The sequence below is a fragment of the Acidovorax sp. M2(2025) genome, assembly GCF_049330835.1.
GTDB lineage: Bacteria > Pseudomonadota > Gammaproteobacteria > Burkholderiales > Burkholderiaceae_C > Acidovorax.
Genome location: NZ_CP186262.1, coordinates 2,837,759 through 2,862,534 on the forward strand (window position 1 = coordinate 2,837,759; position 24,776 = coordinate 2,862,534).

At 68.4% G+C, this 24,776-nt stretch carries 24 protein-coding genes; 13 read left to right on the forward strand and 11 right to left on the reverse strand.

Features of this window, described 5'->3' with window-relative positions; all coding sequences use genetic code 11:
• Positions 1-41: 41 nt before the first annotated feature.
• The 6 genes from ACOYR3_RS13190 (at position 42) to ACOYR3_RS13215 (ending at position 4,761) form a co-directional block, all read left to right on the forward strand.
• The gene (locus tag ACOYR3_RS13190; RefSeq protein WP_422842827.1) at positions 42-953 is read left to right on the forward strand and encodes a helix-turn-helix transcriptional regulator; all 912 of its coding nucleotides are present in this window, start codon (positions 42-44) and stop codon (positions 951-953) included.
• A 141-nt stretch (positions 954-1,094) separates the two neighbouring features.
• Entirely contained in the window at positions 1,095-1,352 is a 258-nt protein-coding gene (locus ACOYR3_RS13195) for a PepSY domain-containing protein (protein ID WP_422842828.1), read from the forward strand.
• 73 nt (positions 1,353-1,425) lie between these two features.
• Entirely contained in the window at positions 1,426-1,929 is a 504-nt protein-coding gene (locus ACOYR3_RS13200; protein WP_422842829.1) for a cytochrome b/b6 domain-containing protein, read from the forward strand.
• Between the two features lie 15 nt (positions 1,930-1,944).
• Complete coding sequence (locus tag ACOYR3_RS13205) at positions 1,945-2,616, forward strand: response regulator (protein ID WP_422842830.1); 672 nt, start codon at positions 1,945-1,947, stop codon at positions 2,614-2,616.
• Between the two features lie 8 nt (positions 2,617-2,624).
• On the forward strand, positions 2,625-3,983 hold the full coding sequence (locus tag ACOYR3_RS13210; RefSeq protein WP_422842831.1) for a sensor histidine kinase: 1,359 nt from the start codon (positions 2,625-2,627) through the stop codon (positions 3,981-3,983).
• A 55-nt stretch (positions 3,984-4,038) separates the two neighbouring features.
• Positions 4,039-4,761, forward strand: a complete 723-nt coding sequence (locus tag ACOYR3_RS13215) for a hypothetical protein (RefSeq protein ID WP_422842832.1) — start codon at positions 4,039-4,041, stop codon at positions 4,759-4,761.
• A 37-nt stretch (positions 4,762-4,798) separates the two neighbouring features.
• Here ACOYR3_RS13215 and ACOYR3_RS13220 read toward each other — a convergent pair whose 3' ends face one another.
• Complete coding sequence (locus tag ACOYR3_RS13220) at positions 4,799-5,818, reverse strand: alpha/beta hydrolase fold domain-containing protein (RefSeq protein WP_422842833.1); 1,020 nt, start codon at positions 5,816-5,818, stop codon at positions 4,799-4,801.
• A gap of 289 nt (positions 5,819-6,107) precedes the next feature.
• Here ACOYR3_RS13220 and ACOYR3_RS13225 point away from each other — a divergent pair, with 289 nt between their 5' ends.
• From ACOYR3_RS13225 to ACOYR3_RS13245, 5 genes are all read left to right on the forward strand, one after another.
• Positions 6,108-8,714: a DEAD/DEAH box helicase gene (locus ACOYR3_RS13225; RefSeq protein ID WP_422842834.1), complete on the forward strand. Its 2,607-nt coding sequence runs from the start codon at positions 6,108-6,110 to the stop codon at positions 8,712-8,714.
• 389 nt (positions 8,715-9,103) lie between these two features.
• Positions 9,104-10,240: a bifunctional DNA-binding transcriptional regulator/O6-methylguanine-DNA methyltransferase Ada gene (gene ada, locus ACOYR3_RS13230; protein WP_422846588.1), complete on the forward strand. Its 1,137-nt coding sequence runs from the start codon at positions 9,104-9,106 to the stop codon at positions 10,238-10,240.
• The gene (locus ACOYR3_RS13235) at positions 10,237-10,986 is read left to right on the forward strand and encodes a 2OG-Fe(II) oxygenase (RefSeq protein ID WP_422842835.1); all 750 of its coding nucleotides are present in this window, start codon (positions 10,237-10,239) and stop codon (positions 10,984-10,986) included. Before ada ends, ACOYR3_RS13235 begins: the two co-directional genes overlap by 4 nt.
• Positions 10,987-11,145: 159 nt before the next feature.
• Positions 11,146-11,799 carry a DNA oxidative demethylase AlkB gene (gene alkB, locus ACOYR3_RS13240; protein WP_422842836.1) on the forward strand — a complete coding sequence of 218 codons (654 nt, stop codon included), beginning with the start codon at positions 11,146-11,148 and terminating at the stop codon, positions 11,797-11,799.
• A 177-nt stretch (positions 11,800-11,976) separates the two neighbouring features.
• Complete coding sequence (locus tag ACOYR3_RS13245) at positions 11,977-12,468, forward strand: EVE domain-containing protein (RefSeq protein ID WP_422842837.1); 492 nt, start codon at positions 11,977-11,979, stop codon at positions 12,466-12,468.
• A 50-nt stretch (positions 12,469-12,518) separates the two neighbouring features.
• On the opposite strand, the gene ACOYR3_RS13250 is transcribed toward ACOYR3_RS13245, so the two are convergent.
• The 3 genes from ACOYR3_RS13250 to ACOYR3_RS13260 all read right to left on the reverse strand — a co-directional run bounded on the left by ACOYR3_RS13250 (position 12,519) and on the right by ACOYR3_RS13260 (position 14,742).
• On the reverse strand, positions 12,519-13,130 hold the full coding sequence (locus ACOYR3_RS13250) for an exosortase H-associated membrane protein (protein ID WP_422842838.1): 612 nt from the start codon (positions 13,128-13,130) through the stop codon (positions 12,519-12,521).
• On the reverse strand, positions 13,120-13,641 hold the full coding sequence (gene xrtH / locus ACOYR3_RS13255) for an exosortase H (protein WP_422842839.1): 522 nt from the start codon (positions 13,639-13,641) through the stop codon (positions 13,120-13,122). Before xrtH ends, ACOYR3_RS13250 begins: the two co-directional genes overlap by 11 nt.
• A gap of 147 nt (positions 13,642-13,788) precedes the next feature.
• On the reverse strand, positions 13,789-14,742 hold the full coding sequence (locus tag ACOYR3_RS13260; protein WP_422842840.1) for a class I SAM-dependent methyltransferase: 954 nt from the start codon (positions 14,740-14,742) through the stop codon (positions 13,789-13,791).
• A 376-nt stretch (positions 14,743-15,118) separates the two neighbouring features.
• Between ACOYR3_RS13260 and ACOYR3_RS13265 the strand changes: the two genes are divergently transcribed.
• Positions 15,119-15,367, forward strand: a complete 249-nt coding sequence (locus ACOYR3_RS13265; RefSeq protein ID WP_422842841.1) for a GlsB/YeaQ/YmgE family stress response membrane protein — start codon at positions 15,119-15,121, stop codon at positions 15,365-15,367.
• Positions 15,368-15,461: 94 nt separating this feature from the next.
• Here the strand turns inward: ACOYR3_RS13265 and ACOYR3_RS13270 are convergent, their stop codons facing one another.
• A complete protein-coding gene (locus ACOYR3_RS13270; RefSeq protein ID WP_422842842.1) occupies positions 15,462-16,118 on the reverse strand; it encodes an NUDIX domain-containing protein in 657 nt (218 codons plus the stop codon).
• A gap of 106 nt (positions 16,119-16,224) precedes the next feature.
• On the opposite strand from ACOYR3_RS13270, the gene ACOYR3_RS13275 reads away from it, so the two are divergent.
• Positions 16,225-16,986: a DeoR/GlpR family DNA-binding transcription regulator gene (locus ACOYR3_RS13275; RefSeq protein WP_422842843.1), complete on the forward strand. Its 762-nt coding sequence runs from the start codon at positions 16,225-16,227 to the stop codon at positions 16,984-16,986.
• A gap of 43 nt (positions 16,987-17,029) precedes the next feature.
• Here ACOYR3_RS13275 and ACOYR3_RS13280 read toward each other — a convergent pair whose 3' ends face one another.
• From ACOYR3_RS13280 to ACOYR3_RS13305, 6 genes are all read right to left on the reverse strand, one after another.
• Complete coding sequence (locus ACOYR3_RS13280) at positions 17,030-19,105, reverse strand: hypothetical protein (RefSeq protein WP_422842844.1); 2,076 nt, start codon at positions 19,103-19,105, stop codon at positions 17,030-17,032.
• 280 nt (positions 19,106-19,385) lie between these two features.
• The gene (locus tag ACOYR3_RS13285; RefSeq protein ID WP_422842845.1) at positions 19,386-20,807 is read right to left on the reverse strand and encodes an aspartate kinase; all 1,422 of its coding nucleotides are present in this window, start codon (positions 20,805-20,807) and stop codon (positions 19,386-19,388) included.
• A 299-nt stretch (positions 20,808-21,106) separates the two neighbouring features.
• A complete protein-coding gene (locus tag ACOYR3_RS13290; RefSeq protein ID WP_422842846.1) occupies positions 21,107-22,069 on the reverse strand; it encodes a class I SAM-dependent methyltransferase in 963 nt (320 codons plus the stop codon).
• Positions 22,070-22,258: 189 nt separating this feature from the next.
• Positions 22,259-22,603 carry a hypothetical protein gene (locus tag ACOYR3_RS13295; RefSeq protein ID WP_422842847.1) on the reverse strand — a complete coding sequence of 115 codons (345 nt, stop codon included), beginning with the start codon at positions 22,601-22,603 and terminating at the stop codon, positions 22,259-22,261.
• A 24-nt stretch (positions 22,604-22,627) separates the two neighbouring features.
• On the reverse strand, positions 22,628-23,743 hold the full coding sequence (locus tag ACOYR3_RS13300) for a PQQ-binding-like beta-propeller repeat protein (RefSeq protein ID WP_422842848.1): 1,116 nt from the start codon (positions 23,741-23,743) through the stop codon (positions 22,628-22,630).
• A 67-nt stretch (positions 23,744-23,810) separates the two neighbouring features.
• Positions 23,811-24,503 carry a carbonic anhydrase gene (locus tag ACOYR3_RS13305; RefSeq protein WP_422842849.1) on the reverse strand — a complete coding sequence of 231 codons (693 nt, stop codon included), beginning with the start codon at positions 24,501-24,503 and terminating at the stop codon, positions 23,811-23,813.
• Positions 24,504-24,776 lie beyond the last annotated feature (273 nt).

A 24,776-nucleotide genomic window follows, 5' to 3' on the forward strand; every position in this document is an offset into this window, starting at 1 on the left:
CCCGCCCCCAAGGGCCTTCCACCGACAACGTCCTTTCACCCATGCGGCAGTGGCTTCCTTCCTCCTTGCAGACGCCGGCCGGCCGGCCGATGGCGCCGCAGGGCGCGAGCGCCGCGCTGGCCCCCATGGTCGAGCGGGTGGGCGAGCCCGGCTTCGCTACCGGCTTGCTGCAGGACCTGGAGCCCGTGCTGCCCGCGGCATCGTGGTCGGTGTACCGCACGGGCCACCGCTGCAAGCCCACGCTGTTCCTTTCCGCCAGCAGGGGCGTGCCGGACACCACGCGCGACTGCTGGTGGGCCTACCTGTCGGGCCCCTACCGCAGCGACCGCACCTGGGGCCGCGCCTTTGACGACATGCCGCTGGACGAGCCCGCCACGCGCCTGTGCCACCTGAGCGCCGCCGACGTCCCGGGCGAGCACCGCGCGCGGGTGTACGACGCGCATGGGGTGTCCGAGCGCGTATCGGTGGTGGAGCACGAAAGCGACGGCTCGGTCTTCGCCGTCAACTTCTACCGCCACCAGCACCAGCGCCCCTTCAGCGACCGGCAGATCGGCGCGTTCGAATCGGTGGCGCCCGTGCTGCTGGCGCTCACGCGCAAGCACATCCAGCTGTCGCAGCGCCCGGGCGTCCTGCCCGCCCTGCCGCCCCCCGTGTGCGCAGATGGGCGCGCGCGCGCAGCGGAGCCACCGCACCACGCAGCCCTGCCCTTGCAGGCCCCGCAGGGCAGTCACAGCCTGGCCCTGCTGCGCATGCGCCTGGTGCGGCTGCAGGTGGGCCTGACCGACCGCGAGCTGGACGTGTGCGCACGCCTGTTGCAAGGCATGACGCACGAGGGCATCGCCAGCGATCTGCAACTGGGCGTGCCCACCGTCAAGACCTACCGCAACCGCGCTTTCGCGCGCCTGGGCATTCACTTTCGCAACGAACTGTTTGCCCGGGTCCTGGGCGCGTAGGCCCGCCCAGACGGAAGCTGGCCCAGCTCGGCCTGCCCTGCCCGCCTGTGGCTTCATGCCCACTTAATCTGGCCCCCGTCCAATGCAGGGCGCGGGCACTTCGCCCGCGCCGTTCTACCTCTACTGCAAAGGCTTTTCCCCATGAAACTGCAACTCCCCGCCCTCGCCCTGGCCCTGTGCTGCGGCACCGCGTTCGCCGGCCCGACCTGCAAGGTTCCTGAAGACAAGTGGATGAAGGAGGCCGACTTCAAGGCGTCCATGGAGAAGCAGGGTTACCAGATCCGCACCTTCAAGGTCAGCAAGGGCAAGTGCTATGAAATCTATGGGCTGGACAAGGCCGGCAAGAAGGTCGAGATCTACTTCGACCCCGCCACCGGCGCGGAACTCGAACGCAAGTAACCGGCCCGGCCCCATGCTCCGCGAAACATCTGCCCCCTCCGCCCCGCTGTCTCCGCCACCCGCCGCCACCCCGGTGTGGGACCCTTTTGTCCGCATCTTCCACTGGAGCCTGGTCGCCTGCGTGGTGCTCAACCAGTTTGTGCTGGAAGAAGGGAAAACGGCCCACGAATGGGCGGGCTACACCGCCACAGCCCTGGTGCTGGCCCGCACCGTGTGGGGGTTCGTGGGCAGCCGGCATGCACGTTTCGCGGATTTTTTTCCCACGCCGGGCCGGCTTGCCGCGCATGCGCGCGCGCTGCGCCGGGGCGAGCACCCTGTCTACCTGGGCCACAACCCGCTGGGCGCACTGATGATGCTGGCGCTGATGGCGCTGGTGCTGGCCCTGGGCTTCACGGGGTGGCTGCAGACCACGGACACCTATTTTGGCGAAGAGTGGCTGATGGAACTGCACGAGTTCCTCGCCCATGCCCTGCTGGTGGCGGCCGGGCTGCACGCTGCGGCCGCCCTGGTGATGGGGCGTCTGGAGCGGGTGCGCCTGGTGCGGGCCATGGTGACGGGCACCAAGGAACGCTTCTGAACCGGAGGGGCGCCTGTGCGATTGCTGCTGCTGGAAGACGACCCGACGCTGGGAGAAGGCCTGCGCGACTTTCTGTTGCAGGACGGGTATCTGGTGGACTGGTGCACCACGCTGGCCCAGGCCCGGGCCCTGGTGGGAGAACCCTACGACGCTTGGCTGCTGGACTGGAACCTGCCCGACGGTTCGGCGCTGGAATGGCTGCGCAGCCTGCGCGCCAAGGGCGACACCACGCCGGCGCTGGTGCTCACGGCCCGCGACCTGCTGGGCGACCGCATCCGGGGCCTGGACAGCGGGGCCGATGACTTTCTGGTCAAGCCCTTCGCCCCCGAAGAACTCTGCGCCCGGCTGCGCGCCCTGGCGCGGCGCGTGGCAGGCGGCGCGCCCCGCAAGGTGATGGGCCCGGTGGAAGTCAGCCTGGCCGAGAGGCAGGCCTGGCTGCACGGGCGCAAGGTGGACCTGACCGCGCGCGAATGGGCCGTGCTGGAGGCCCTGGTGCTGCGGGCCGGGCGCACGGTGTCCGCAGCCGATCTGGAAGCGCTGGTGCTGGGCCTGGACGGCGAACTGTCCAGCAACGCGCTGCAGGTGCACATCTTCAATTTGCGCAGCAAGCTGGGCAAGGAAGCCATCCAGACCGTGCGCGGCATGGGCTACCGGGTGCCGGCTGCACAGGCTGCGGGGCCGGGCTGATTCTTGCCATGGCAGCGCCTTCTTCCTCCTCATCGCCCGCGGCATCCGCCCCGCCGCCCCCGTCCATCCGCGCCCGGCTGGTCCAGTCGCTGCTGTGGATTTCGGTCGTCTTCGGCGTGCTCACGGCCGTGGTCGTGTGGCAGGTGATCTCCCACGAGCTGGGAGAACTGATGGACCAGGAACTGCTGGAGGCGGCCGAGATTGTCCAGAGCGCCATGGCTTCCGCGGAAAATCCCGCACCCCGGCCCGCGGGCACGTCCGGGCCGGACGCCCCGGACGAAGAACATCTGGTGTGGCAGGTGGTCGACAGCGCCGAGGCAACGGTCGTCAGCCGCTCGCCCAAGGCGCCGGCCCAGGCGTTGCTGGCGGCCCCGGCCCCGGCAGCCCAATGGACCGCCGACGGCCAATGGCGGGCGTACACCTCCGCCTTTCGCCACCAGCCCGGCCATTTCCTGGTGGTGGCGCAAAGCCGTGCCGAGCGCGACGGAATCCACCAGGAGGTGGTGCTGTACACGCTGGCGGCCGCCCTGTCCGTGAGCCTGTTCTCCGCCTTGTTGATGAACTGGCGGATCCGGCAGGAGCTGCGTCCTCTAGGCTGGCTGGGCCGCACCGTGCAGGCCTATGACCCGCTGGTCCCCGGCACTGCCCCCCGCGGCACGCCGCGGCAGGAGCTGCAGCCCATCGAGCAGGCCATTGCGGACCTGGGGCAGCGGCTGGCGCATCGTGTGGTGCGCGAACGCGCTTTCACGGCCCATGCCGCGCACGCACTGCGCACGCCCGTGGCGGGCATCGACGTGCAGCTGGCGCTGGCCATCCGCGAGGCCCCCGAAGCCCTGCAGCCCCGCCTGGTGCGCACGCGCCAGGCGGCGGCGCGGCTGGCCAACGCCATGAACGCGCTGCTGATGATGTTCCGCACCAGCGCGGAGCCGCAGCGCCAGAACCTGGACCTGCGCCACCTGCTGGACGACTTGGCCTTCCACGGCCTGGCCGTCACCCTCCACCAGGAGGCGACCCTGTGGGCCGACCCCGACCTGCTGGCGGCCACCTTGTGGAACCTGCTCGACAACTCCCGGCGTTTCCAGGCCCGGCAGGTGGCGGTGAGCGTTCGCCAGGACGCCACGGACAGCGTGCTGCGCGTGCAGGACGACGGCCAGGGCTGCGCCCCCGACACCTGCGCCCGGCTGCAGGAGTCACTGCAGCGGCAGACCTATGGCGAGGGCAGCGCCCTGCAAGGCCTGGGGCTGGCGCTGGCCGACCTGGTGGCCCGCGCCCACGGAGGCCACGCCAGCGTGCCGCGCACGCCGCAAGGCTTTTGCGTCGAGCTTCGCTGGCCCGCCGGGCCGCCGTCTGGCGGCTCACATGTGTAACAATTATTTTCAAAGATGGGCGGCGTCTGGGCCCGCCCCCAGAGAGGACCTTTTCATGAAGACCACGCGTGCACCCGCCCCGGGCAGGTGCTCCGCCGCAACGTTGTTGCTGGCGCTGGGCTGGGCCTGTGCCGGCCTGGCGCGGGCCGAAGCACCCATGACCACCGATGACGCGGGCACCCTGGACCGGGGCGCCTTCAAGGTGGAGAGCACCCTCCACCGCGACGACCGCGCGCGCGGGGTCGATCTGGCGCTGGGCGCGGGCGTGGCCGAAGGGCTGGAGCTGGGCGTGGCGGTTTCCCGCGACAAGGACCGGCAGACCCGCAACGCCGTGGAGACGCAAGGCCAGGGCTTGAGCCTGAAATGGGTGCCCCTGCAGGCCGACGCCGGCTGGTCGCTGGGCGCGCGGCTGGACCTGAACACCCCCCGCACGCACACCGACGCAGCCCCCCAGCCCGTGAGCACCCGGGAACGCGCCCTCCTGGCCCTGGCCACCTACCGCCAGGACCGCTGGGCACTGCATTTCAATGCAGGCCAGCGCAGCACCAAGACCCTGGGCGTGCGCGACACCGCCGTCACCTGGGCTGCCGGCGCCGAAGCACCGCTCACGGACGCGCTGCAGCTGACCGCCGAGATCCACGGAGAGCAACGCGCCCGCCCCGACAAGGCCCTGGGCGTGCGCTACACGCTGGCCGAGGGGCTCAAGCTCTCGGCCTCCGCAGGCTGGGGCAGCGGGCGCACGTTTGCCCAGGCGGGTGTGGCCTGGGAATTCCGCTAGAGCCCGCGCTGCGGCACGGCGGCGCACGCACCACGGGTCAGAGAACGGCCCGCAGGAAGGTGGTGGCCTCGGCAAACGCAGCCCGGGCTGCAGGCACGGCCCCTGCAACGTTGAGAAACGGGTGCACCAGCCCCTCGAACACCTTGGCATGCACGGGCACGCCGGCGGCCCGGAGCTTTGCGGCATACGCCATCCCCTCGTCCCGCAGGGGATCGAAGCCGGCCATCCACAGCACCGCCGGGCAGACGCCCTGCACATCCCCCAGCAGGGGTGACGCCCGGGAGTCCAGGGCGTCCTGCGGACCGCGCAGGTACAGGTCCGTGTACCACTCCATCTTGGCCTTCTCGAGGAAGTAGCCCTCGGCAAACAGCTCGTACGAACGCGACTGCTGGCTCATGTCCACCCAGGGAACCCACAGCATCTGCAGCCGCGGGGGGCACGGTGCGCCGCGGCGCTGCTGGGCCACCACGGCGGCGGCGTTGCCGCCAGCGCTGTCGCCGCCAACGCCGATGCGGGCCGGGTCAAACCCCAGCTGCCAAGCCTGTTCCACCACGGCGTCAAAGGCGGCCAGGCAGTCGTTGATGCCGACCGGAAAGCGGTGCTCCGGCGCCAGCCGGTAGTCCACGGCCACCACGGCGCACTGCCCCTCGTGGGCGAGCTGGCGGCACACGTCGCGGTGCGAGACGAGCGAGCCCGCAACATGTCCGCCGCCGTGAAAGAACACCAGCACCGGCGCGTCTCGCCGCGGCAGGGAGGCCGGCCGGTAGATGTCGCAGTTCACGGCCCCCGCCGGGCCTTGCGCCACCCAGCGCTCGGCATGGACCGACGGCTCGGGGGCATGGGTGAGCCAGTCGCCCTGCGTGTCGAAGCCGCTGCGGGTCTTTTCCACCGAATCCAGGGTGCCCGGCGGGTCGGCAAAGTAGCGCACCATGAACTGGACCAACGGGTCCAGCTGCTGGCCGTCCACCGTGCGCGCGGGCCCGGCCAGGCGCTTGATGAGGGGCATGGGCATGCGGCAGGCGGCGCGTGCCGCCCATTTGAGAGGCGATGAACTCATGGTGAAGGTGACGGGAAAAGGACATACGGAACACGAAGCGCGGGCGTTTTCATGGGCTAATTTATAGCGATAACTACCTTTTTATCCTAGGTGATTACGCCAACGGCAGGCGCCCCGGCCCAGGGGTGAGCGCTGCCGGGCACAATCGGCCCATGCCGCCCCTCGCTCCCCGCCCAGCCCGCCCAGCCCGCCCAGCCCGCCCAGCCCGCCCAGCCCGCCCAGCCCGCCCAGCCCGCCCAGCCCGCACTGCCCGCACTGCTCCGCAAGGCACCGCGGCGCGCGCCGCCCGATGACGGCCCCCGTCCCCGGCCATTTCCAGCCCCGCATCACGCTGATGACCCTGGGCCGCGGCCAGGGCCTGCTGGGCATGGCGCCCCACGGCCGCCTGGGTCCGCGCGGCGACAGCGTGACGCTGGCGCAGATCGACTTCACCTACCGCACCGACGGCGGCGCCACCTGGCACGAAAGCGCGCCCACCTCCATCCTGGGTCCACGCCCCGCTGCCGTGCAGGAGCTGTTTGACACCGGCGGCCCGGTGGTGCGCCTGCAGCGCAACCTGGCGGCCGAGGCCGACGCGCTGGACCGCGTGTGGGACCTGGGCCTGATCCCCGTGGACGCAACCAAGCTGCAGTGGCGCCACCGCGCCGCCGCCAGCAGCCTGGGCCCCGTGTGGACGCTGGCGCAGGAGGCGCAGTTTGGCGACTTCTGGGCCGACGTGGTGCCGCAGCTGCGAGCCGAGGGCTGGAGCGTGGTGGTGCACCCCGGCTTTGCGCACGAAAGCGTGCCCGTGCTGCGCTGGAAGCTGCACATCGCCCCCGACACCGGCGAGCTGCTGGGCAAGGAGGTGGACGGCCCTCTGGCGCCGCGCGAGCGCCCGGTGCAAAAGCTCCTGCTGCCCGAGCGCGAAGGCGCCTGGCTGCTGACGCTGGGCATCGAGATCGACGGCGAAACGCTGGACCTGGCGCCGCTGCTGGCCGACCTGCTGCGCCGCGACCCGCGCTGGCTGAACGCGCAGCAGATGGCGGCCATTGACGACCTGGCGATCATCAAACTGCGGGCCCCCGGCGGCAAGCGCATCGAGGCGCCCGCCGGGCCGCTCAAGGCCATCGTGGGCGCGATGGTGGACCTGCTGGCCGACCCTCTTCGCAATGCAGGCAACCTGCGCCAGGACGGCGCCCCCCTGCACCTGGGCGCCTGGGAGGCGCGCCGCATCGAGGCCCTGCGAGCCGGGCTGGTGCAGGCCCACCGCGTGGGCACCGTGAACGGCTGGAGCAACGACTGGCAGCTGCAGGGCGACGTGGGCCTGGCGCAGCTGGCCCAGCGCCTGCGCCGCATCGGCACGCCCCGCCCCGTGGCCGCGCCGGCGGGCCTGCGGGTGCAGCTGCGCCCCTACCAGCTGGAGGGCCTGGCCTGGCTGCAGTACCTGCGCGAACAGGGCCTCTCCGGCATCCTGGCCGACGACATGGGCCTGGGCAAGACGGCGCAGGCGCTGGCCCATGTGCTGGCCGAGAAGGAAGCCGGCCGGCTCACCCGCCCCGCCCTGGTCGTGCTGCCCACCTCGCTGCTCTTCAACTGGCAGGCCGAAGCGGCCCGCATGGCCCCCAGCCTGCGCGTGCTGGCGCTGCACGGGCCGGACCGGGGCCAGCGCTACCCGCAGATCGCCGACCACGACCTCGCGCTCACGACCTACCCGCTGCTGTGGCGCGACGTGGACGCGCTGGCCGCGCAGCCGTTTCACCTGCTGATCCTGGACGAAGCGCAAATGGTGAAGAACGCCGGCAGCCGCAGTGCCCGTGCGCTGCGCAAGCTGCAGGCCCCGCACCTGCTGTGCCTGACGGGCACGCCGCTGGAAAACCACCTGGGCGAGCTGTGGGCGCAGTTTGACTTTCTGATGCCCGGCTTTCTGGGCGATGTGCGCAGCTTCAACGCCCGCTGGCGCAAGCCCATCGAAGAGAACGGTGAAACCCTGCGCGCCCAGCTGCTGGCCCAGCGCGTGCGCCCCTTCATCCTGCGCCGCCGCAAGCAGGACGTGGCCACCGAGCTGCCCCCGCGCACCGAGACCATCCTGCGCGTGCAGCTGCAGGGCAAGCAGCGCGAGCTGTACGAGGCCGTGCGCACGGCGGCCGACAAGCAGGTGCGCCGCGCACTGGAGCGCCAGGGCTTTGACGGGGCGCAGATCGCCATCCTGGATGCACTGCTCAAGCTGCGCCAGGTCTGCTGCGACCCGCGGCTCGTCAAAGGAACCACGAAGACCGCCCACACCATGGAGCGCGCCAAGCTCGAACTGCTGGCCGACCTGCTGCCCCCGCTGGTCGAGGAAGGGCGCCGCGTGCTGGTGTTCTCGCAGTTCACCGAGATGCTGACACTGGCCGCCGAGCAGCTCGATGCCCTGGCACTGCCCTACCTCACCCTCACGGGTCAGTCGCCGCCGCGCGAGCGGGGTGCCGTGGTGAAACGCTTCCAGGCCCAGGACGACACCAGCGCCCCCATCCTGCTGGTGAGCCTGAAAGCAGGCGGTGTGGGCCTGAACCTCACGGCCGCCGACACCGTGATCCACCTGGACCCCTGGTGGAACCCCGCCGTGCAGGAGCAGGCCACGGCCCGCGCCCACCGCATCGGGCAGGAGCAGCCGGTTTTCGTCTACTCGCTGGTGGTGGAAGGCAGCATCGAGGAACGCATGCTGGAGCTGCAGGCCCGCAAGGCAGCCCTGGCCAGCGGCGTGCTTGGGCACGATGCCGAGGGCGCAGTCAAGTTCAGCGAGGCCGACCTGCATGCCCTACTGGCGCCGTTGACCGAGCCGGCCAACAACCCGTTGGGCATTCCCGGGGAGGACGCGCGGCGCTGGGGCAGCACGGGCAAGCGGCGGGCCCGTGCGCTGCAGCCACCGGAAGTTTGAGGCGTTTTTTGCCTGATTAGTTACCTGTCTCAGATACCACTCCATCCGTTCGGGCTGAGCCCATTGAAGCCAGGGCTTGCAGCGCGCGTGCAAGGCTTCGACAGGCTCAGCCCGAACGGGTGGGGAAGAGAAAGCGTCTGAGGTAGGTCGCTAATCAGGCAAAAATGACCTGCGTAGCCCATCCAGAAAGCGCGAGTAGCTATCAATACAATAGCAACCGTACGCACTGCTTTGTGCCCCCGATGGCGCAGAATTCAAAAGCAAGCTTCGGAGTGCGCCGCGGGTGCGTGGTCCCTAGAGTGGCAGGCATCCCTTCTTGTCTTCCGGAGCCCGCCATGCTGTTGACTGCCGCCACCCGCCCCTCGCCCTTGCGCCCGTTCACCCCAGCCATGCCGCACGCCGCCCCATCCGCCAAAGCCCAGCAGGCCGCCGCCACCCAGGCCGACCCGCGCTGGGCGGCCGTGGTCGCCCGCAGCGCGGCAGCGGACGGGAGCTTCTGGTATTCCGTGCAGACCACCGGCGTGTACTGCCGCCCCAGCTGCGCGGCGCGCACGCCCAGGCCCGAGAACGTGCGCTTTCACGCCAGCTGCGCCGAGGCCGAACGCGCCGGTTTTCGGCCCTGCCAGCGCTGCAAGCCACAGCAGCCCTCGGCACAGGCCCACCACGCCGGCTGGGTCACGCAGGCCTGCCGCCTCATCGAGGCCGATACCGCCGCGGGCCGCGCGCCCACGCTCGGCGCGCTGGCGGAGCGCCTGGGGCTGAGCAGCTCGCACCTGCACCGCGTCTTCAAGCAGGCCACCGGGCTCACGCCCCGCGCTTATGCGGCGGCCCAGCGCGAGCAGCGCGTGCGCAGTGCCTTGGGGCAGCCCGGCGCCGATTCGGTGACCGACGCCATCTACGGCGCGGGCTACCAGTCCAGCAGCCGCTTCTACGAAAAGTCCGCCCAGGTGCTGGGCATGACGCCCACGCGCTACCGCGCGGGCGGCGCGGCCCAGCGCATCCGCTTTGCGGTGGGGCAGTGCTCGCTGGGCGCGATCCTGGTGGCGCACAGCGGCCAGGGTCTGTGCGCCATCCTGCTGGGCGACGACCCCGACGCCCTGGTGCGCGACTTGCAGGACCGGTTCGCGCAGGCCGAGCTGGTGGGCGGCGATGCCGATTACGAAACGCTGGTGGCGCAGGTCGTGGCCTTTGTCGAGGCGCCCGGGCTGGGGCTGGACCTGCCGCTGGACGTGCGGGGCACCGCCTTTCAGCAGCGGGTGTGGCAGGCGCTGCGCGCCATTCCCGCCGGGCAGACCGCCAGCTACGCCGAGATTGCCGCACGCATCGGCGCTCCCGCCGCCACCCGTGCCGTGGCCCAGGCCTGCGGCGCCAACGCGCTGGCCGTGGCCATACCTTGCCACCGCGTGGTGCGAAGCGACGGCGCCCTCTCCGGCTACCGCTGGGGTGTGGAACGCAAGCGGGCGCTGCTGGAGCGCGAGGCCGTCGCCGCACAGCCGCACGCCGCGGCCCGGGAGAAAGCGGCATGAGCGCCCTGCCCCATCCTGCGCGCCCCGACGCCACGGCCTGGCCCGCCCGTGTGGCGGCCATCGACTGGGCGCAGGCCGCCGACGACCTGCACACCCAGGGCCATGCCGTGCTGCCGCAGCTGCTGGACGCGGCGCAATGCGCGGCCCTGGCGTCGCTGTACGGCCGCGCCGGCCCGCCGCTGTTTCGCAGCCGCGTGGTCATGCAGCGCCACGGCTTCGGCCTGGGCGAGTACCAGTACTTCAGCTACCCGCTGCCCGACGCCGTGGCCGGGCTGCGGGATGCGCTGTACCCGCAGCTGCAGCCCATCGCCAACCACTGGAACGCCGCCATGGGCATCGATGTGCGCTTTCCGGCGCGGCATGCGGACTTCATCGCCCGCTGCCATGCGGCAGGCCAGTTGCGCCCCACCCCGCTGCTGCTGCAGTACGGGCCGGGCGACTACAACTGCCTGCACCAGGACCTGTACGGCGAGCACGTGTTCCCGCTGCAGGTGGCCATCCTGCTGTCGGAGCCGGGGCGCGACTTCACCGGAGGCGAGTTCGTGCTGACCGAGCAGCGCCCGCGCATGCAGTCGCGTGCCGAAGTGGTGCCGCTGCGCCAGGGCGATGCGGTCGCGTTCGCGGTGCACCACCGGCCGGTGCAGGGGACGCGGGGCACGTACCGCGTGAACATGCGCCACGGTGTGAGCCGCGTGCGCTCGGGGCAGCGCCATACCGTGGGCATCATCTTTCATGATGCCCAATAGCGTGACACCCCCTGCGTCGCCTGCGGCGCCTTCACCCCTCTCTCGCTGCGCGGGAGGGGGACGCACCCGGTGGCCCGGCAAAGCCCGTTCCACGGGTGCACTCGCGGCATTGCGCCAGTGGCGACGCACTGTCGCAATGGCATGCAACGGGAAAAAGCGATGACCCTCGGCCTGTTCGACGATCTGCCCTCCGCCCCGCAAGAGCCCGAGTGGCTGGAGCCGGGCGCCGTGGTGCTGCGCGGCTTTGCCTTGGAGCAGGCGGCAGAACTGCTGCAGGCCGTCGATGCCATCACGGCCCAATCTCCCTTCCGCCATCTCATCACGCCAGGCGGCAAGCGCATGTCGGTGGCCATGACGAACTGCGGCCCGCTGGGCTGGATCAGCGACCGCAGCGGCTACCGCTACGGCCCGCGGGACCCCGAAACGGGCGAGCGCTGGCCCGCCATGCCGGCGCTGTTCAAACAACTGGCGCGCGATGCGTCCGAGGCCGCAGGGTTTGCCGGGTTTGCACCGGACGCCTGCCTCATCAACCGCTACGCGCCCGGCACGCGCCTGTCGCTGCACCAGGACCGCGACGAGGGCAACTACGCGCACCCCATCGTGTCGGTGTCGCTGGGCATTCCGGCCCTGTTCCTGTGGGGCGGCGCAGAGCGCGCCGACAAGGCGCGGCGCGTGCCGCTGCTGCATGGCGATGTGGTGGTGTGGGGCGGGCCGGCGCGGCTGCGCTTTCACGGCGTGCTGCCGCTGCCGGCGGCGGAGCACCCGCTGACGGGCGCGTGCCGCATCAACCTCACCTTCCGCAAAGCCGGCTGATCGCGGTGTGCCGCTTTGCGGGCAGCGCGCGGCCGGGGCGGGAGACGCAGCAAAAAAATCAAGCAAAAATGACCTGCAGCGCCCATACAGCAAGCGCAAGCAGCTATCAATAAATGAGCATCTCGCCGCCGTGACCACCCGTGGCACGCTCTGCACTCCTTTGCCAGAATGGCGGCCATGACCTTGCAAGACACCCCGCCCGCGCCACCGCCCCCCCGCTACTGGCTCATGAAATCGGAGCCCGACGAATGCTCCATCGACGACGCCCTGGCCGCGCCGGGCGCCACCGTGCCGTGGACGGGGGTGCGCAACTACCAGGCCCGCAATTTTTTGCGCGACGCCATGCAGGTGGGCGACGGCGTGCTGTTCTACCACTCCAGCTGCCCCGAGCCCGGCATTGCGGGCATCGCCCAGGTGGTCTCCGGCGTGCGGCCGGACCCGACGCAGTTCGACCCGGCCTCCCCGTACTACGACCCGCAGTCGCGCAGTGACGCCCCGCGCTGGCTGTTGCGTGACGTGCAGGCGGTGCGCAAGACGCGGCTGCTCTCGCTGGCCGAGATGCGCCAGCACCCGGCGCTGGCGGGCATGCGCGTGCTGCAGCGGGGGAACCGGCTGTCCATCACGCCGGTGGAGCCGGCGGAGTGGGCTGCCGTGCTGCAGATGCTGTAGCTGCTGCCCCTGCGGCGGCGCGGGGCCGCAGGGGGCGCGCGGCAACCTGGCTACGAAGCCTGGCGCACGGCCATGGCGGCGCGCGCCTGCTCCCGCAGCTTGGCCAGGTACTCGCGGTCCAGCCACAGCCACAGCAGCACCGGCGCCAGCGCCGTGAAGATGAACAGGTTGAAGTGGTAGAGGAAAGCCACCACGTCGGCCACCCACTGGGGCGAGCCGGTCTGCACGAACACTTCGGGGCCGGCGCGGTTGAGGACATCGTTGCACCACTGCACGGCCACGTTCAGGGCCTGCACCGGCAGCATGGCCAGGGAGCCGATGAGCAGCTTGCGCCCCCAGTGGCGGGGGAACGAGGCCAGCAGCAAGGCCCACAGGATCACGATGCCGTAGCCCAGCATGCGGTAGTCCACCATGGGCGCGAGCTTGCCCGAACGGAACTGGCCGTTCTGCACCGACACCACCTTGAGCGTGGTGTTCAGCACCCCCACGGTCTCGTTGCGCGTGTAGCTCAGCGCCCAGTCAAAGAGGGAGGAAGCCGCCTCGCCGGCCATGAAGAACACGGGCACGGAGAACTGGGCCGACAGGTAGTACCACAGGGGCATGAGGCACAGCAGGCTGGCGATGGCCACCAGCAGGAAACGGCCGAGCGAACTAAGCTGCATGGGCAACGGGAGGTTGGTCGGAAGGGGGTGGCGTCTGGCGGGCGATCCAGCGGATCCAGAGCATCCAGACCACCAGCACGTCCAGCATGATGAGCGCCTGCCAGAGGTACAGGTGGGCAAACTCGAACACGGCCATGTTCCACTTGCCCAGGTAGTACAGGCTGATGATGCGCAGCAGGTTCACCACCTGCACGGCGGCAATGCCGATGGCGATGCCCGCCAGCTTGTGGATCCAGCGCGAGGGAAAGGCGATCATGCCCGCGATCAGGATGATGGCGGCCTCCACCCCGTTGCAGCCCGCCTCGATGGAGACGGCAAAGCCGGTGGCCTTGCTCATCAGGATGCGGCCGTGGTGCGCCACGTCGGAGTCCAGCGGCGTCATGAGCGCGGCGCTGGCCGTGGCCAGCAGGCTGGTCCAGGGCTCTACGGCCACGCGCTGCACGTCGTCCAGCATGTCGATGCGAAAGAGGACTGCCAGCACGGCAATGAAAATCAGGAAAAATCGAACCATACGCCGCCGAAAGAAACCGGTGGAGCGCCCACCGTCGCGATGCCCGTTGCGCCCGTCAAAGTGCCGCGAAGAATATCAGATGCCCCCGCAAAGGCCCAAAGCCGAAATCGCCAATGGCTTCTTTGCCAGGCGGCCGGGCTTGCCGCCTCACAACGCTGGCGCGGCATACACCAGCACCTTCAGCGCCCGCTCCGGCTGCGCGTCCGCGAACACGGCGGGGTTGGCCACGCGCTCCACGAACGCCAGCTCGGGCGCCAGTTCACGCACCTGCTGCTGCAGGAAGGCGGTGTCCAGCTCCGGCGCGTTCAGGCACAGCAGCGCATGGCCGCCGGGCGCCAGCAGGTCGGGCAGGCGCCGGATCAGGCGGGCGTAGTCCTTGGTGGCCACGAAGCTGCCCTTCTGGTAGCTGGGCGGGTCCACGATGACAAGGCCGTAGGGCCCGCTGCGCGTGATCTTGCCCCAGCTGCTGAAGATGTCGTGGGCCAGAAAGCTGGCGCCGGCCGCAAGGCCGTTGAGCTGGTGGTTTTGCTGGCCGGTGCCGATGGCCCCGTGGCTCATGTCCACGTTGACCACCTGGCGCGCACCCGCCTGCAGCGCCACCACCGAGAATGCGCAGGTGTAGGCAAACAGGTTCAGCACCTTCAGCCCCGGGCGCTCGCCACGGCGGGCGGCCACATGCTCGCGCACCCAGCGCCGGCCTTCGGCCATGTCCAGAAAAAGGCCGTGGTTCTGCCCGCGCAGCACCTGCACGCGGTAGCGGGCCCCCGCCTCGGTCACGGTGTGCGGGTCGGGCGCGGCGCCGGCCATCAGGCGCGTCTCGCTGCGGCCTTCCGACCGCAAGGCCTCGCCGCGGTGCTGGAACACCCAGTTCAGCGGCTCGCCCGCCGGGGCGATCTGCGCCCAGCGGGCCTGCAGAGCCGCGCCCAGGGTGGCCAGTTCCGGCTCGGTCACCGGTGCAAAGCTGGTCAGCACGAAGACCGGCGGGTAGGCGTCCAGCGACCACTGCTCGCAGCCCGGGTGCCGCCCGCCCCGGCCGTGGAAGATGCGCGCCGCGTCGGTGGGCAGGGGCATGGCCGCAATGGCGTCGAGCAGGGCTTGCATGGAAGGTGGACCGGGGTTCAAGAAGGACTGAAACAAAAATGGGCCGTGGCGCTTGCACACGCTGCACCAGCAGCTACTGAATTAATAGCACCCGCCGATTATCGCCCCGGCCCGGCATCCGTCACCAACCACTGCCTGCGCGCGGTGCGCAGCTTGAAGCGCTGCCAGTAGGCGCCCGGCGTCACGCCGCAGATGCCTTCCACCCGCAGGACGTGGCGCGCGAGCGCGTCGGGGAGCCGCTGCGGCTGGCGCGGCCCTGAGAGGCGCACAGGAAAAGATTTTTAACAGGCTTCGAGCGCCTGGCGGCCCCTTCACGCCGGTACAGTGAGAAACGGCAAGCCCACTTCCGGGCCGCCGCGCCCCTTGAAGGAATTACATGCTGTCTATCCTCGGAACCATCGTCGTCGGCTTCATCGTCGGGCTCATCGCGCGCGCCGTGAAGCCGGGCAACGACAGCCTCGGCTGGATCATGACCACCGTGCTGGGTGTCGCCGGCTCCCTTGTAGCCAGCTATGCCGGCACGGCCATGGGCTGGTACGCAGCCGGTACGCCCGCAGGCTGGATTGCATCGGTCATCGGCGCCATCGTGCTGCTGGTGATCTATGGGCTGTTCAAGAAGGCCTAATCCGCGGCCCTTCGGGGCCACCAAAGGCCTTTGATGAAAAATCGGCCTCCAGCGCCCGCCCATCAAGCGCTATAAGCTATTCAACTGATAGCAATCACCGCTGCAGCGCTACATGCTGCAGCAGCATGACGGTCTTGCCGTCCTGAATCCTGCCGCTGGCGATGCCCGCCAGCGCCTCGTCCAGCGGCATCTCGATGACCTCGATGTCTTCGCCCTCCTCCTGCATGCCGCCACCGGCCAAAACCCGGTCGGACGGTTCGTACTCCGCCACGAAGAAGTGCAGCTTCTCGGTCACCGACCCCGGGCTCATGTAGACCTCGAACACCTTGCGAGGCTGCCGCACGCGGTAGCCGGTTTCCTCCTCGGCCTCGCGCCGGATGCAGGTTTCCGGGTCGTCGCCGTCCAGCAGGCCGGCGCAGGCCTCCACCAGCATGCCGTCGGCGGAGCCGTTGAGGAACGCGGGCAACCGGAACTGGCGCGTGAGCACCACCGTGCGCCGGCGCGGGTCGAACAGCAGCAGTGCCGCGCCATTGCCCCGGTCGTAGGCCTCGCGCGACAAGGTCTGCCATTGCCCGTCGCGGCGGCGCAGGTCGAAGGTCACCTTGCGCAGCGTGTACCAGTGGTCGGACAGCGTCTGCACCGCGTGCAGCCGCACCCGCTCCGTGCTGGCGGGCACCGGCGCGGGAACCGGGCGGTGGGGGCTGGCCGCAGGGGCGGGTGAAGAAGTTGGGCGAGAGCGGGCATCGGACATATCGGTTTGCACCCCGTTGATTCGTGCAATATCATGCACAAACATGCAATTTCAGGCAAGCCCCGGTGCTTCTGCATCTGCCGCGCGCCCCGTCTCCTTTCGCCCCATGCTAACCACCCAACGCAAACAACTCATCCTGGAACGCCTGCGCCAGAACGGCCAGGTCATCGCCAAGGCCTTGAGCGAGGAGCTCGGCGTCTCCGAAGACACCGTGCGGCGCGACCTGCGGGAGCTGGCAGCCGAAGGCCTGCTGCAGCGGGTGCACGGCGGCGCCCTGCCCGCCTCGGCGGCCACGGGCAACCTGCAGGTGCGCGAGCAACTGGCGCCGGAGGAAAAACGCGCCCTGGGCCGCGCCGGTGCGGCGCTGGTGCAGCCCGGCCAGGTGGTGATCCTGGACGGCGGCACCACGTCCCTGCAGGTGGTGCAGCACCTGCCGCTGCACCTGCAGGCCACGGTCGTCACGCACAGCCCCACGGTGGCCGCGGCGCTGGCCGCGCACACCGGTATCGAGGTGCTGATGCTGGGGGGCCGGCTGTTCCGCCATTCGATGGTGAACGTCGGCGCCACCGTGGTCGAGGCGGCAGCCCAGCTGCACGCCGACCTGTACCTGATGGGCGTGACCGGCGTGCATGCCGAAGCCGGCCTCACCACGGGCGATTTCGAAGAGGCCGCCGTCAAGCGCGCCCTGCACCGCCGCGCGGCCGAAACCGTGGTGCTGGCGTCGTCCGACAAGCTGGGCGCCGCCTCGGCCTTTACCGTGGCCCCGCTCACGGCGTTGGCAGGGTTGGTGGTGCCCGCGGGCACGCCACCGCGCACGCGCAAGGCGCTGGAAGCCGCAGGGGCACCGGTGCGCGTGGCGCCGGGCTGACCACAGGCCCGGCAGCGCCCCGCCCACTAGGCTACGCGCCTGTTTACAAATCGACCCGCACCACGCCGTTGCGTGTGGTGATGTACAGAGAGGAGCCGTTCACCGCGATGCCTTCTGGCGGAGGAATCACCCCGGGCAGCGCGCCCGGCGCAAAGCCATATTTGCCGGGCGTCCCGACCACGGTGCCCACCCGCACGCCGGCACTGATTTTCCGAACCACGGCATTGTTGCGGTCCGCGACATACAGGTTGTCCTGCGCGTCGGCCTTGACATCCACGGGTTGCCAGAACTTCGCTTGCGCTGGCGACCCATCGCTGTGGCCTGCCACGCCGGGCTGGCCTGCCAGGGTGCTCACCGCGCCTGCGGGAGTGATCTTGCGGATCACATGGTTGCCCTTGTCTGCAACGTAAAGGTTGCCCGCCGAGTCCACCGTGCCGCCGCCAATCGAGGAGAACTGCGCTGAACCGCCCGCACCATCCACATGGCCTCGCACGCCCGCTTGGCCCGCAAGCCTCTGAACGGTTCCGTTCGCACCGATTTTGTAGATGGCGCTGTACTGCCGGGTAGGGACATAGATGGGCGAGCCTGCCATGGGCTCCATGAAGCCGGCGGCCACGTAGACGGAACCCGTGCCGTCCAGCGCCAGCACTTTCAAGCCGTCGGGCAGGCCTTCACCCCCTTCAAAAAAGACCTTGACGCTGCCATCGGGAGCCACCACACGAATGCGCCTGCCACCCCCCACGTAGGTGTTGCCCTGCTTGTCCACCGCAGTTCCCGCCATGCCATCGTTGAAGTCGGGCATGCGCACCAAGGTGGTCGTGCGGCCAGCGGGCGCAATGCGGCGCAGGTAGAAAGACTCGGCCAAGTGGTCCAGCAACTGGGTGTTGGGGTCGGTGAAACGGTCGAGCACCACCACGTTGCCGCTGGGGTCGACCGCCGGGCTGCGTGGATCCGAAAACCGCGCCGCACTGCCCTCGCCATCGGCATCGCCCACCCAGCCCCGTGAGCCAGCATAGGCGCTTTCAACACCCTGAGCGTCCACTTTCAGGATCGCGGGGTTGCCCAACACCGCAGCGTTCTGACTGCTACCCAGTGCGGACAAGAAATAGTTGCCCGCTGCATCCCGCGCAAACCCTGTCGGGCTATAGGACCAGCCGGAAGCCCAGTTTTGCGTGGGCTGGCGCACGGTGGAGACCTGGCCGGCGGGCGTGATCTTGCGGATGGCGCCGTTGCCTTCCAGAACATACAGATTGTCCGAACCATCCCGCACGACGGCCTGAAGCTCCGTGAAGCGCGCATCCGTGCCCTGGCCGTCAACCAGGCCTGCAGCCGCCGCATTGCCCGCAAACACCGACATCGCGCCCGTGGGCGCCACCTTGCGGACCACGGGTTGGTTGCGGTCGGCGATGAAAACGTTGCCCTTGCTATCGGCAACCAGACTGGAAGGCAGATAGACGAACGAGAACGCAGGCGTAGCAATGCCCTGGGAACTGATGGCGTCCACCACCGTCACGGCCTGCCCGTCGCCCCCCAGTTTGCGCAACGTGTTGTTCGCAACGAAGTAAATGGTGCCCGCGGTGTCCACCGTCAAAGGCTTGTACCTGGTGCAGGTTGCGGGGCACCCCACGTCCGCCCCGACGTTGGCCAGCGTGCTCACCAAGCCTGCTGGCGTCACCTTCCGGAGGTAGTCTCCGTTGTCTGACACATACGCATTGCCACTGGCGTCGGCTGCGACAAATTGCGGATTCAAAAACTTGGCGGAAGCGCCTGGACCATCCGCAAAAGCGCTGGTCATGTCGCCGCCCGCCACGGTACTGACGGTTCCTTCGGGCGTGATCTTGCGCAGCGCATGGTTGCCGCTTTCGGCCACGAGCAGGTTCCCTGCAGGATCCACTGCGAAGCCCTGAACGCCATAGAACGTGGCCGCGCCGCGCGGACCGTCCAGATTGCCCAAGCCGCCCACGTCACCGGCCAGCAACGCCATTTTTCCAGCGCCCCCGGGAGGCGGATTGCCGGGATCTGAGCCACTGCCGGAACCGCCGCACGCATGCAGGAGAACGACCGCCGCCCCTGCCAAGGCGTGGCGCAGGAGCCGGATATGAGCGCTAAATTTCTGCATGAACCTCCCCAGGGTTGTATCGTCGGCACGGCCAACAGCCGGGCTGCAAGGAGGCATGATAGTTTGGGCAAACCTGTTTGCGACGAAGCCCCTGCCGCCTGAAAGGCAGCTCGCGGAAATAGTTGGCAATGGCCCTGGTTTCGTCACTGCGCGGGCATCCCGCCCGGCAGAAACCAGCGCAGGGAGGGCGCCGCGTTTGCGGGCCCTGCGGTTGCGGGCGACGCAAAAAGAAAAAAAGCCCGCACAAGGCGGGCTCCAGGTGAAAGCGGCCAAGCCCCTTTCAGGCGCGGGGAACCGGGGTGCCCGAGTTGACGCACAGCGCCAGGTTCAGCGCCTTGATCGCGGTCTTGTAGTCCTCGCGTTCGATCACAAACTGCATGTTCACCTGGCGCAGGGTTTGCGACACGCAGTTCACGTTGACCTCGGCGTCGGCCAACGCCTGCGCCGCCTTGGCCAGCACGCCGGGGATGCTGATGTTGGAGCCGATGGCGCACACGATGGCGCTGGGCTTGATCGTCACGACCTGGTAGGCCTCCTGCAGCTCGGCCACGAGCGCGGGCGTGACCTGGTTGTCCCACACCAGGTGGGCGATGGAGTTGGCGTTGGTCGCCTTCAGGATGTAGCTCACGCCATGCTGGCAGAACACGTTCATCAGGCCGGCATCAAAGCCCACGGTGCCCACCATGCTCGGGTCGTGGATCTCGATCAGCGTGACCTTGTCGGTGCCGGTGACGATCTCCACACGCGCGCGCTCGCCCACGAAGTCCTTGGTGATGAGCGTGCCGGGGTGGTCGGGCTCGAAGGTGTTCTTCAGGCGGATGGGAATGCCCGCCAGCTCCATGGGCTTGGCGGCCTTGGGGTGGATGGCTTCCATGCCCACGTCGGCCAGCTGGTCGGCCACGTCATAGTTGGTGGCGCCCACCACGATGGCGTTTTCCAGGCCCACCAGATTGGGGTCGGCGGACGAGAGGTGGAACTCCTTGTGGATCACGGCCTCGGCGGGGCGCACTTCCACCGCGATCTTGCTGAACGTGACCTCGGAGTAGCCGCGGTCGAATTCGCGCATGATGCCTTCGGTGCCCTTGGTGTAGCCTGTGGCCACCACCACCTTGTCGGAGAGGTCCAGGCCCTTGAAGCTGTGGGCGATGCGCTCGTCGATCGTCCAGGCTTCGTTGTCGTTGAAGCCGGCCAGGTCCATCAGCACGGCTTTCACGCCGTTGGCCTTGAGTATCTCGACCGAATTGAACGCGCTGTGCGACTCGCCAATGGAAGCAAGCACCTCGCGTGCCGCCAGCAGCACATCCTTGCGGCTCAGGTAGCCGCTGGCCAGCACGTGCTGCATGGCGTTCAGGTACTCACGCGCCTGGCCGATGCGCTGGTCGATGAAGGCATCGGCCACATCCAGCGGAAGGCCCAGATCGGCATAGCCCGCATTGAGCTTCTTGAGGCTGGCGGCCAGCTGGGTCAGCGCGTCCTGGTAGCCCTTGCCCTCGGCAAACAGGGCGTAGATGCCGCGCTCGCCCGTCTTCTTGTGCTCCAGCAGCTGGTTCGTCACCCCCGAGTAGGCCGACACGACGTAGATCCGGCCGTAGATGCGCTGGGGATCGTGCAGCATGATGTGGCGCAGCACATCGCCAAAGGCGGTCATGGAAGTGCCGCCGATCTTCTCGACAGAGATCTTGGAGTTTTGAACGTCTTGCATGGACTGGCTCAGGGGAGCAAACAAAGGGAAAGCCGAAAGAATGTGCTGCTACGCGGTGCGTTTACGGCACAAAGTCTGCTATTTTCCACCACTTTCACGGACGTCTTCGCACTGCCGCCCTAACGATGAGAAAACGGATCCTTGGTCTCTCACCAGAGAACCGGGCAACGGTATGTTGAACCGTTAGCTGACCTGAAGCCGGACCGAAGACCCGGGTCGTTTGCTCTCCAGGTGTGCTGCCAAACGCTTCGCAGCGGTCCTGCATGCAAGGACAGCCCGCTGCGAAGCCAGGGTCGCTGTCATCCCAAGCGTCTCCGTATTGACTGCAACAGTCGCCGCACGCCATTCCGGGGTTCGTTCAGAAATCTGGCCACCGAGAGCGTCGCCCCCGCGGCAGAGCCACGCAGCACTGCAATCTCGCGCTGCTGTTCCGCGATGATGTCGCGCGCCTGCGCAAACGCCTTTTGGTGCTCCAGCAGGGAGGCATGCTCTTGCGCGTGCACCAATTGCAGTGCCTGAAGGTCGTCACAAGCCTTGTCAGCAAGAACTTGGGCATCCCGCAGCGCCAATGCAGGCCCGCACTCGGACAGGCACGCTACGGCCATCCACTCGTAGACGTCGGAGTCCGCACCGCCAACCACCAGACATTGTCGCTGGGCGTCCGTCAGAGCCCCCCAAAAGCGCGCAAACTCGCTTTGTTCCACCGGAAACGGATACGACTCCCAGTAGTTCGGTGACCAGCCCGTCTGCCACAGCAGCCGCTCCAGACTGCGCCTGGTGAAGAACCGCAAATGGGTATGGTCCAACAGCCCCGCCGCCGTGTAGTCAAACACACCGTGAACAAGCCCGGCAACCACACCCATGTAGGCAATATTTGGCACGGAAACGATGAGCCGCCCTTGAGGCTGCGTGCACGCGCGCAATGCCTCTAGCACACGTTCTGGAGACCGAAGATGCTCCAGAACGTCACAGGCCATCACTGCATCAAAACGACGCCCCTGCAGTTGCGCCATCCAATGCGGCTCCTCAAGGTTCGCAATGATCGTTTCAGCCCCCATGCCTTGCAAGATCTCTGCATAGGCTGCATCGATTTCCACCACCGTGACCTGGTAACCCTTGTCGATCATCACCTTGGTCATGACACCAGGCCCGGGCCCGAGCTCCAGGACCGTAGCGCGCTCAGGCAGGCGGCGAATCAGGCGGGCCGCCAGTTCATCGCCGTCGGGATCAAAGGCATATTGATATCGATCGAAATCGCTCAAAGCAGCTCCTGTGCAGGCATGCAGCCAAATACCATTGTTTGAAATGAAGCGGCGTATTGTGTCTCGCCCGGCGAGGCGATGACACCCCGGCGCATCGGATTCTGCAAGCTCCTCAAACACCCCACAACCAGCAGACGCGCAAGGAGAACGTGCTCTCGTTCAGGCTGGAGCCGAAACGGTGGATGAACGCTACTGCACCAATGTGCAGGTTTCACCCGTCAGCAGGGCACCGGCGCAGTGTGTCTGCAGCGTTTTCACACTTACCCGCAGGAAGACACGCAGCACCCTATTGAGTCCCGCCCCATCGCGCAGCATGAAGTGCCGCAGTTGCTTGCGGCACTGGTAGGCCAGGCCACGGGTAATGCCTTTCAGTGCGATGTGGTCGATGCGCGGCCCCTTGGGGTGGAAGCGGTTGCCCAGGTAGGTGGAGATGTCGTGGGTTGGATGGCACGCTGGCGGTGTACACGTGGCCCAGCGATACCCGCTTTGCGTCTCAAAAACCGAGGCGCGAAACGCCCGCCGGAGGCCGTGCATGCGGGGCCAGCGGGCGGCGGGGCATCATTTGGCCGCAGCCTTCCAGTCGCGGAACACGTCCAGGTCCACGCCGTCGGGGTAGTTCAGCAGGCCGGGGGTGTGGCCCTTTTTGTTCTTTTCGCCGTACTGCCAGATGATCTGGCGGGTCTGCCGGTCGATGACGATGACGCGGTCGTTCAGGTCGTCCACCACCAGGATGTCGCCGGTGTGCGGCAGTTCGCGGGCGATGGAGCTGTGGTCCAGCATGCCCTCGCCTTCCTTCACAAAGTACTCCCAGGTGGCCTTGCCGGTGGCGGGGTCGAAGATCACCACGCGCCCGGGCTTGGAAAAGTCGGCCACGATGACCTGCTTGCCGTCCACGGTGGGGAAGGCGTCGGACGGGTAGCGCACGTTGGGCGCTCGCACCGACCACTTCACCACGCCGTCGCGGGTGACCCGCGAAATCCATGACCCGGAAATTTCGGTAAACAGCAGGTCGCCGTTCTCCAGAGGCGTGGCCCCGTTGGGGTAGGCCAGCAGCTGCGGCGGCTTGTGCTCGCACTTGCCGGTGGTGCCGAACTGGGTGGCAATCTCCTGGGTCTTGGGGTCGATGACCAGGATGCGGCAGTTGCGGATGTCGGCGGTGATGACTTTGCCGTCGGCCAGCAGGTGGGCGTCGTCCGGGTAGTTCAGCAGGTTGGGGCCGCTGCCGCGGTGGTCGGGGATGCCGTAGGTCCAGGTAATGGCCTTGTTTTCGTAGTCCACCAGGTGAAGGTCGAAGTTGTCTTCCTCGCTCACAGCCAGTTGCCTGCCGTCGGCGGAGAAGTTCACATCCTCGTTGCCCCGGTAGACCTTGAGGTCGGGCGACGCAAACTCCCACACGATGCGCTTGTCAGGCGTGACCTCGATCAAACGGTTGTTGCGGCGGTCGGCAATGACGATGGGGTACGGCAGCGGCTTGCCCCAGTGCGCCACGGGATTGGCCCGGCTGCCGGTGACCGGCGGGGGCTTGGGCAGCGTCACGCCGCTGGAGACCGCGCCGGCCCCGGTCATTTCGGGCGTGACCGACACCGCCACCCCCGTGGTGGTGTAGCGGTTAGGTTTGGTTTGGGCGAAGGCGACGGAGCCCAGCGACAAGGCCAGGGCGAGCGCTGTCGCCAAAGAGGTTTTCAGGGAGGGTTGAACAGGCATGGGAATCACCAACAAAACAAGAAAAGAAGAAGACGGTTCAAGGCAGGCTTTCCAGCACGGGGCGGCCATTCTGGGGTTGGGCGGCGCGCATGTTGTCGGCAAACCGGCTTTTCCACAGGGCCAGTTGCGCCGCCGACACCTCCACGGGCTGGCGCAGGATGATCCAGTCCACCCCTTCGGCGCATGGGGGCGCGGTTTCCGAGCCCACGTAGCGGTAGTAGCCCCGCTGCGCGGGCAGCAGGTCGGCAGGGTTGACCTGGGGCACGCCCTCTCCCGCCACCGAGGCACCGGGGGCGGGAATGTGGCTGAACAAGCGCTCCAGCAGTGGATGAGGCTGCCCCAGCCGGAACATCAGCGCCACCGCCAGCAGCTGGCCTTTGGGCCCCCTGTGCAACAGGTGGGCCGACAGGGGGAAGGTCTCGCCGCCCACCCGGTCACCCCCCGGGGTGTGGAAATGCACCTGCTGCAAGGCATACCGTTCGCCCCCCACCACCAGCGCACTGCCCTTGGCCGCCCGCACGCGCAGGGTGTGGCCGTCGTTTGCCAGCACGGGCGGGAAAGGGTGGTAGTCAAACTGCAAGGCGGGCAAGGCCCGCGGGGTGGTTTGCTCGATGGCGAGGGGCGACTGGCGGCGGCCGTCCGTGCACCGGTCGGCGGCCTGTACCGGGGTGGCGACCGCGGCCCATGCCAATCCGGCAATCACCAAGAGTTTCTGACGGAAGGAAGGCACGGGGGGCAAGGATCGCGAACCAGGAAGACGACCGAGTCTAGGGCGGCAACCTTAAGAGCCGTTGACGGTCTTGCACGTTGACGATCTTTCATGGGGCCCGTTGAGCAACATCAAAAGATCGTCAACAGGCTGTGAGGGAGTGGAGAGAGTTTTTGCAATCGACCCGGGGGAGTGAAGCCCTGTGGACAGCCCTGCTGCATAGCCGCGTGGCGAAAACAAAAGCCCGGAGACCGATACGCCTCCGGGCTTTCGTGCAAGCAGTACGGTGCAAGC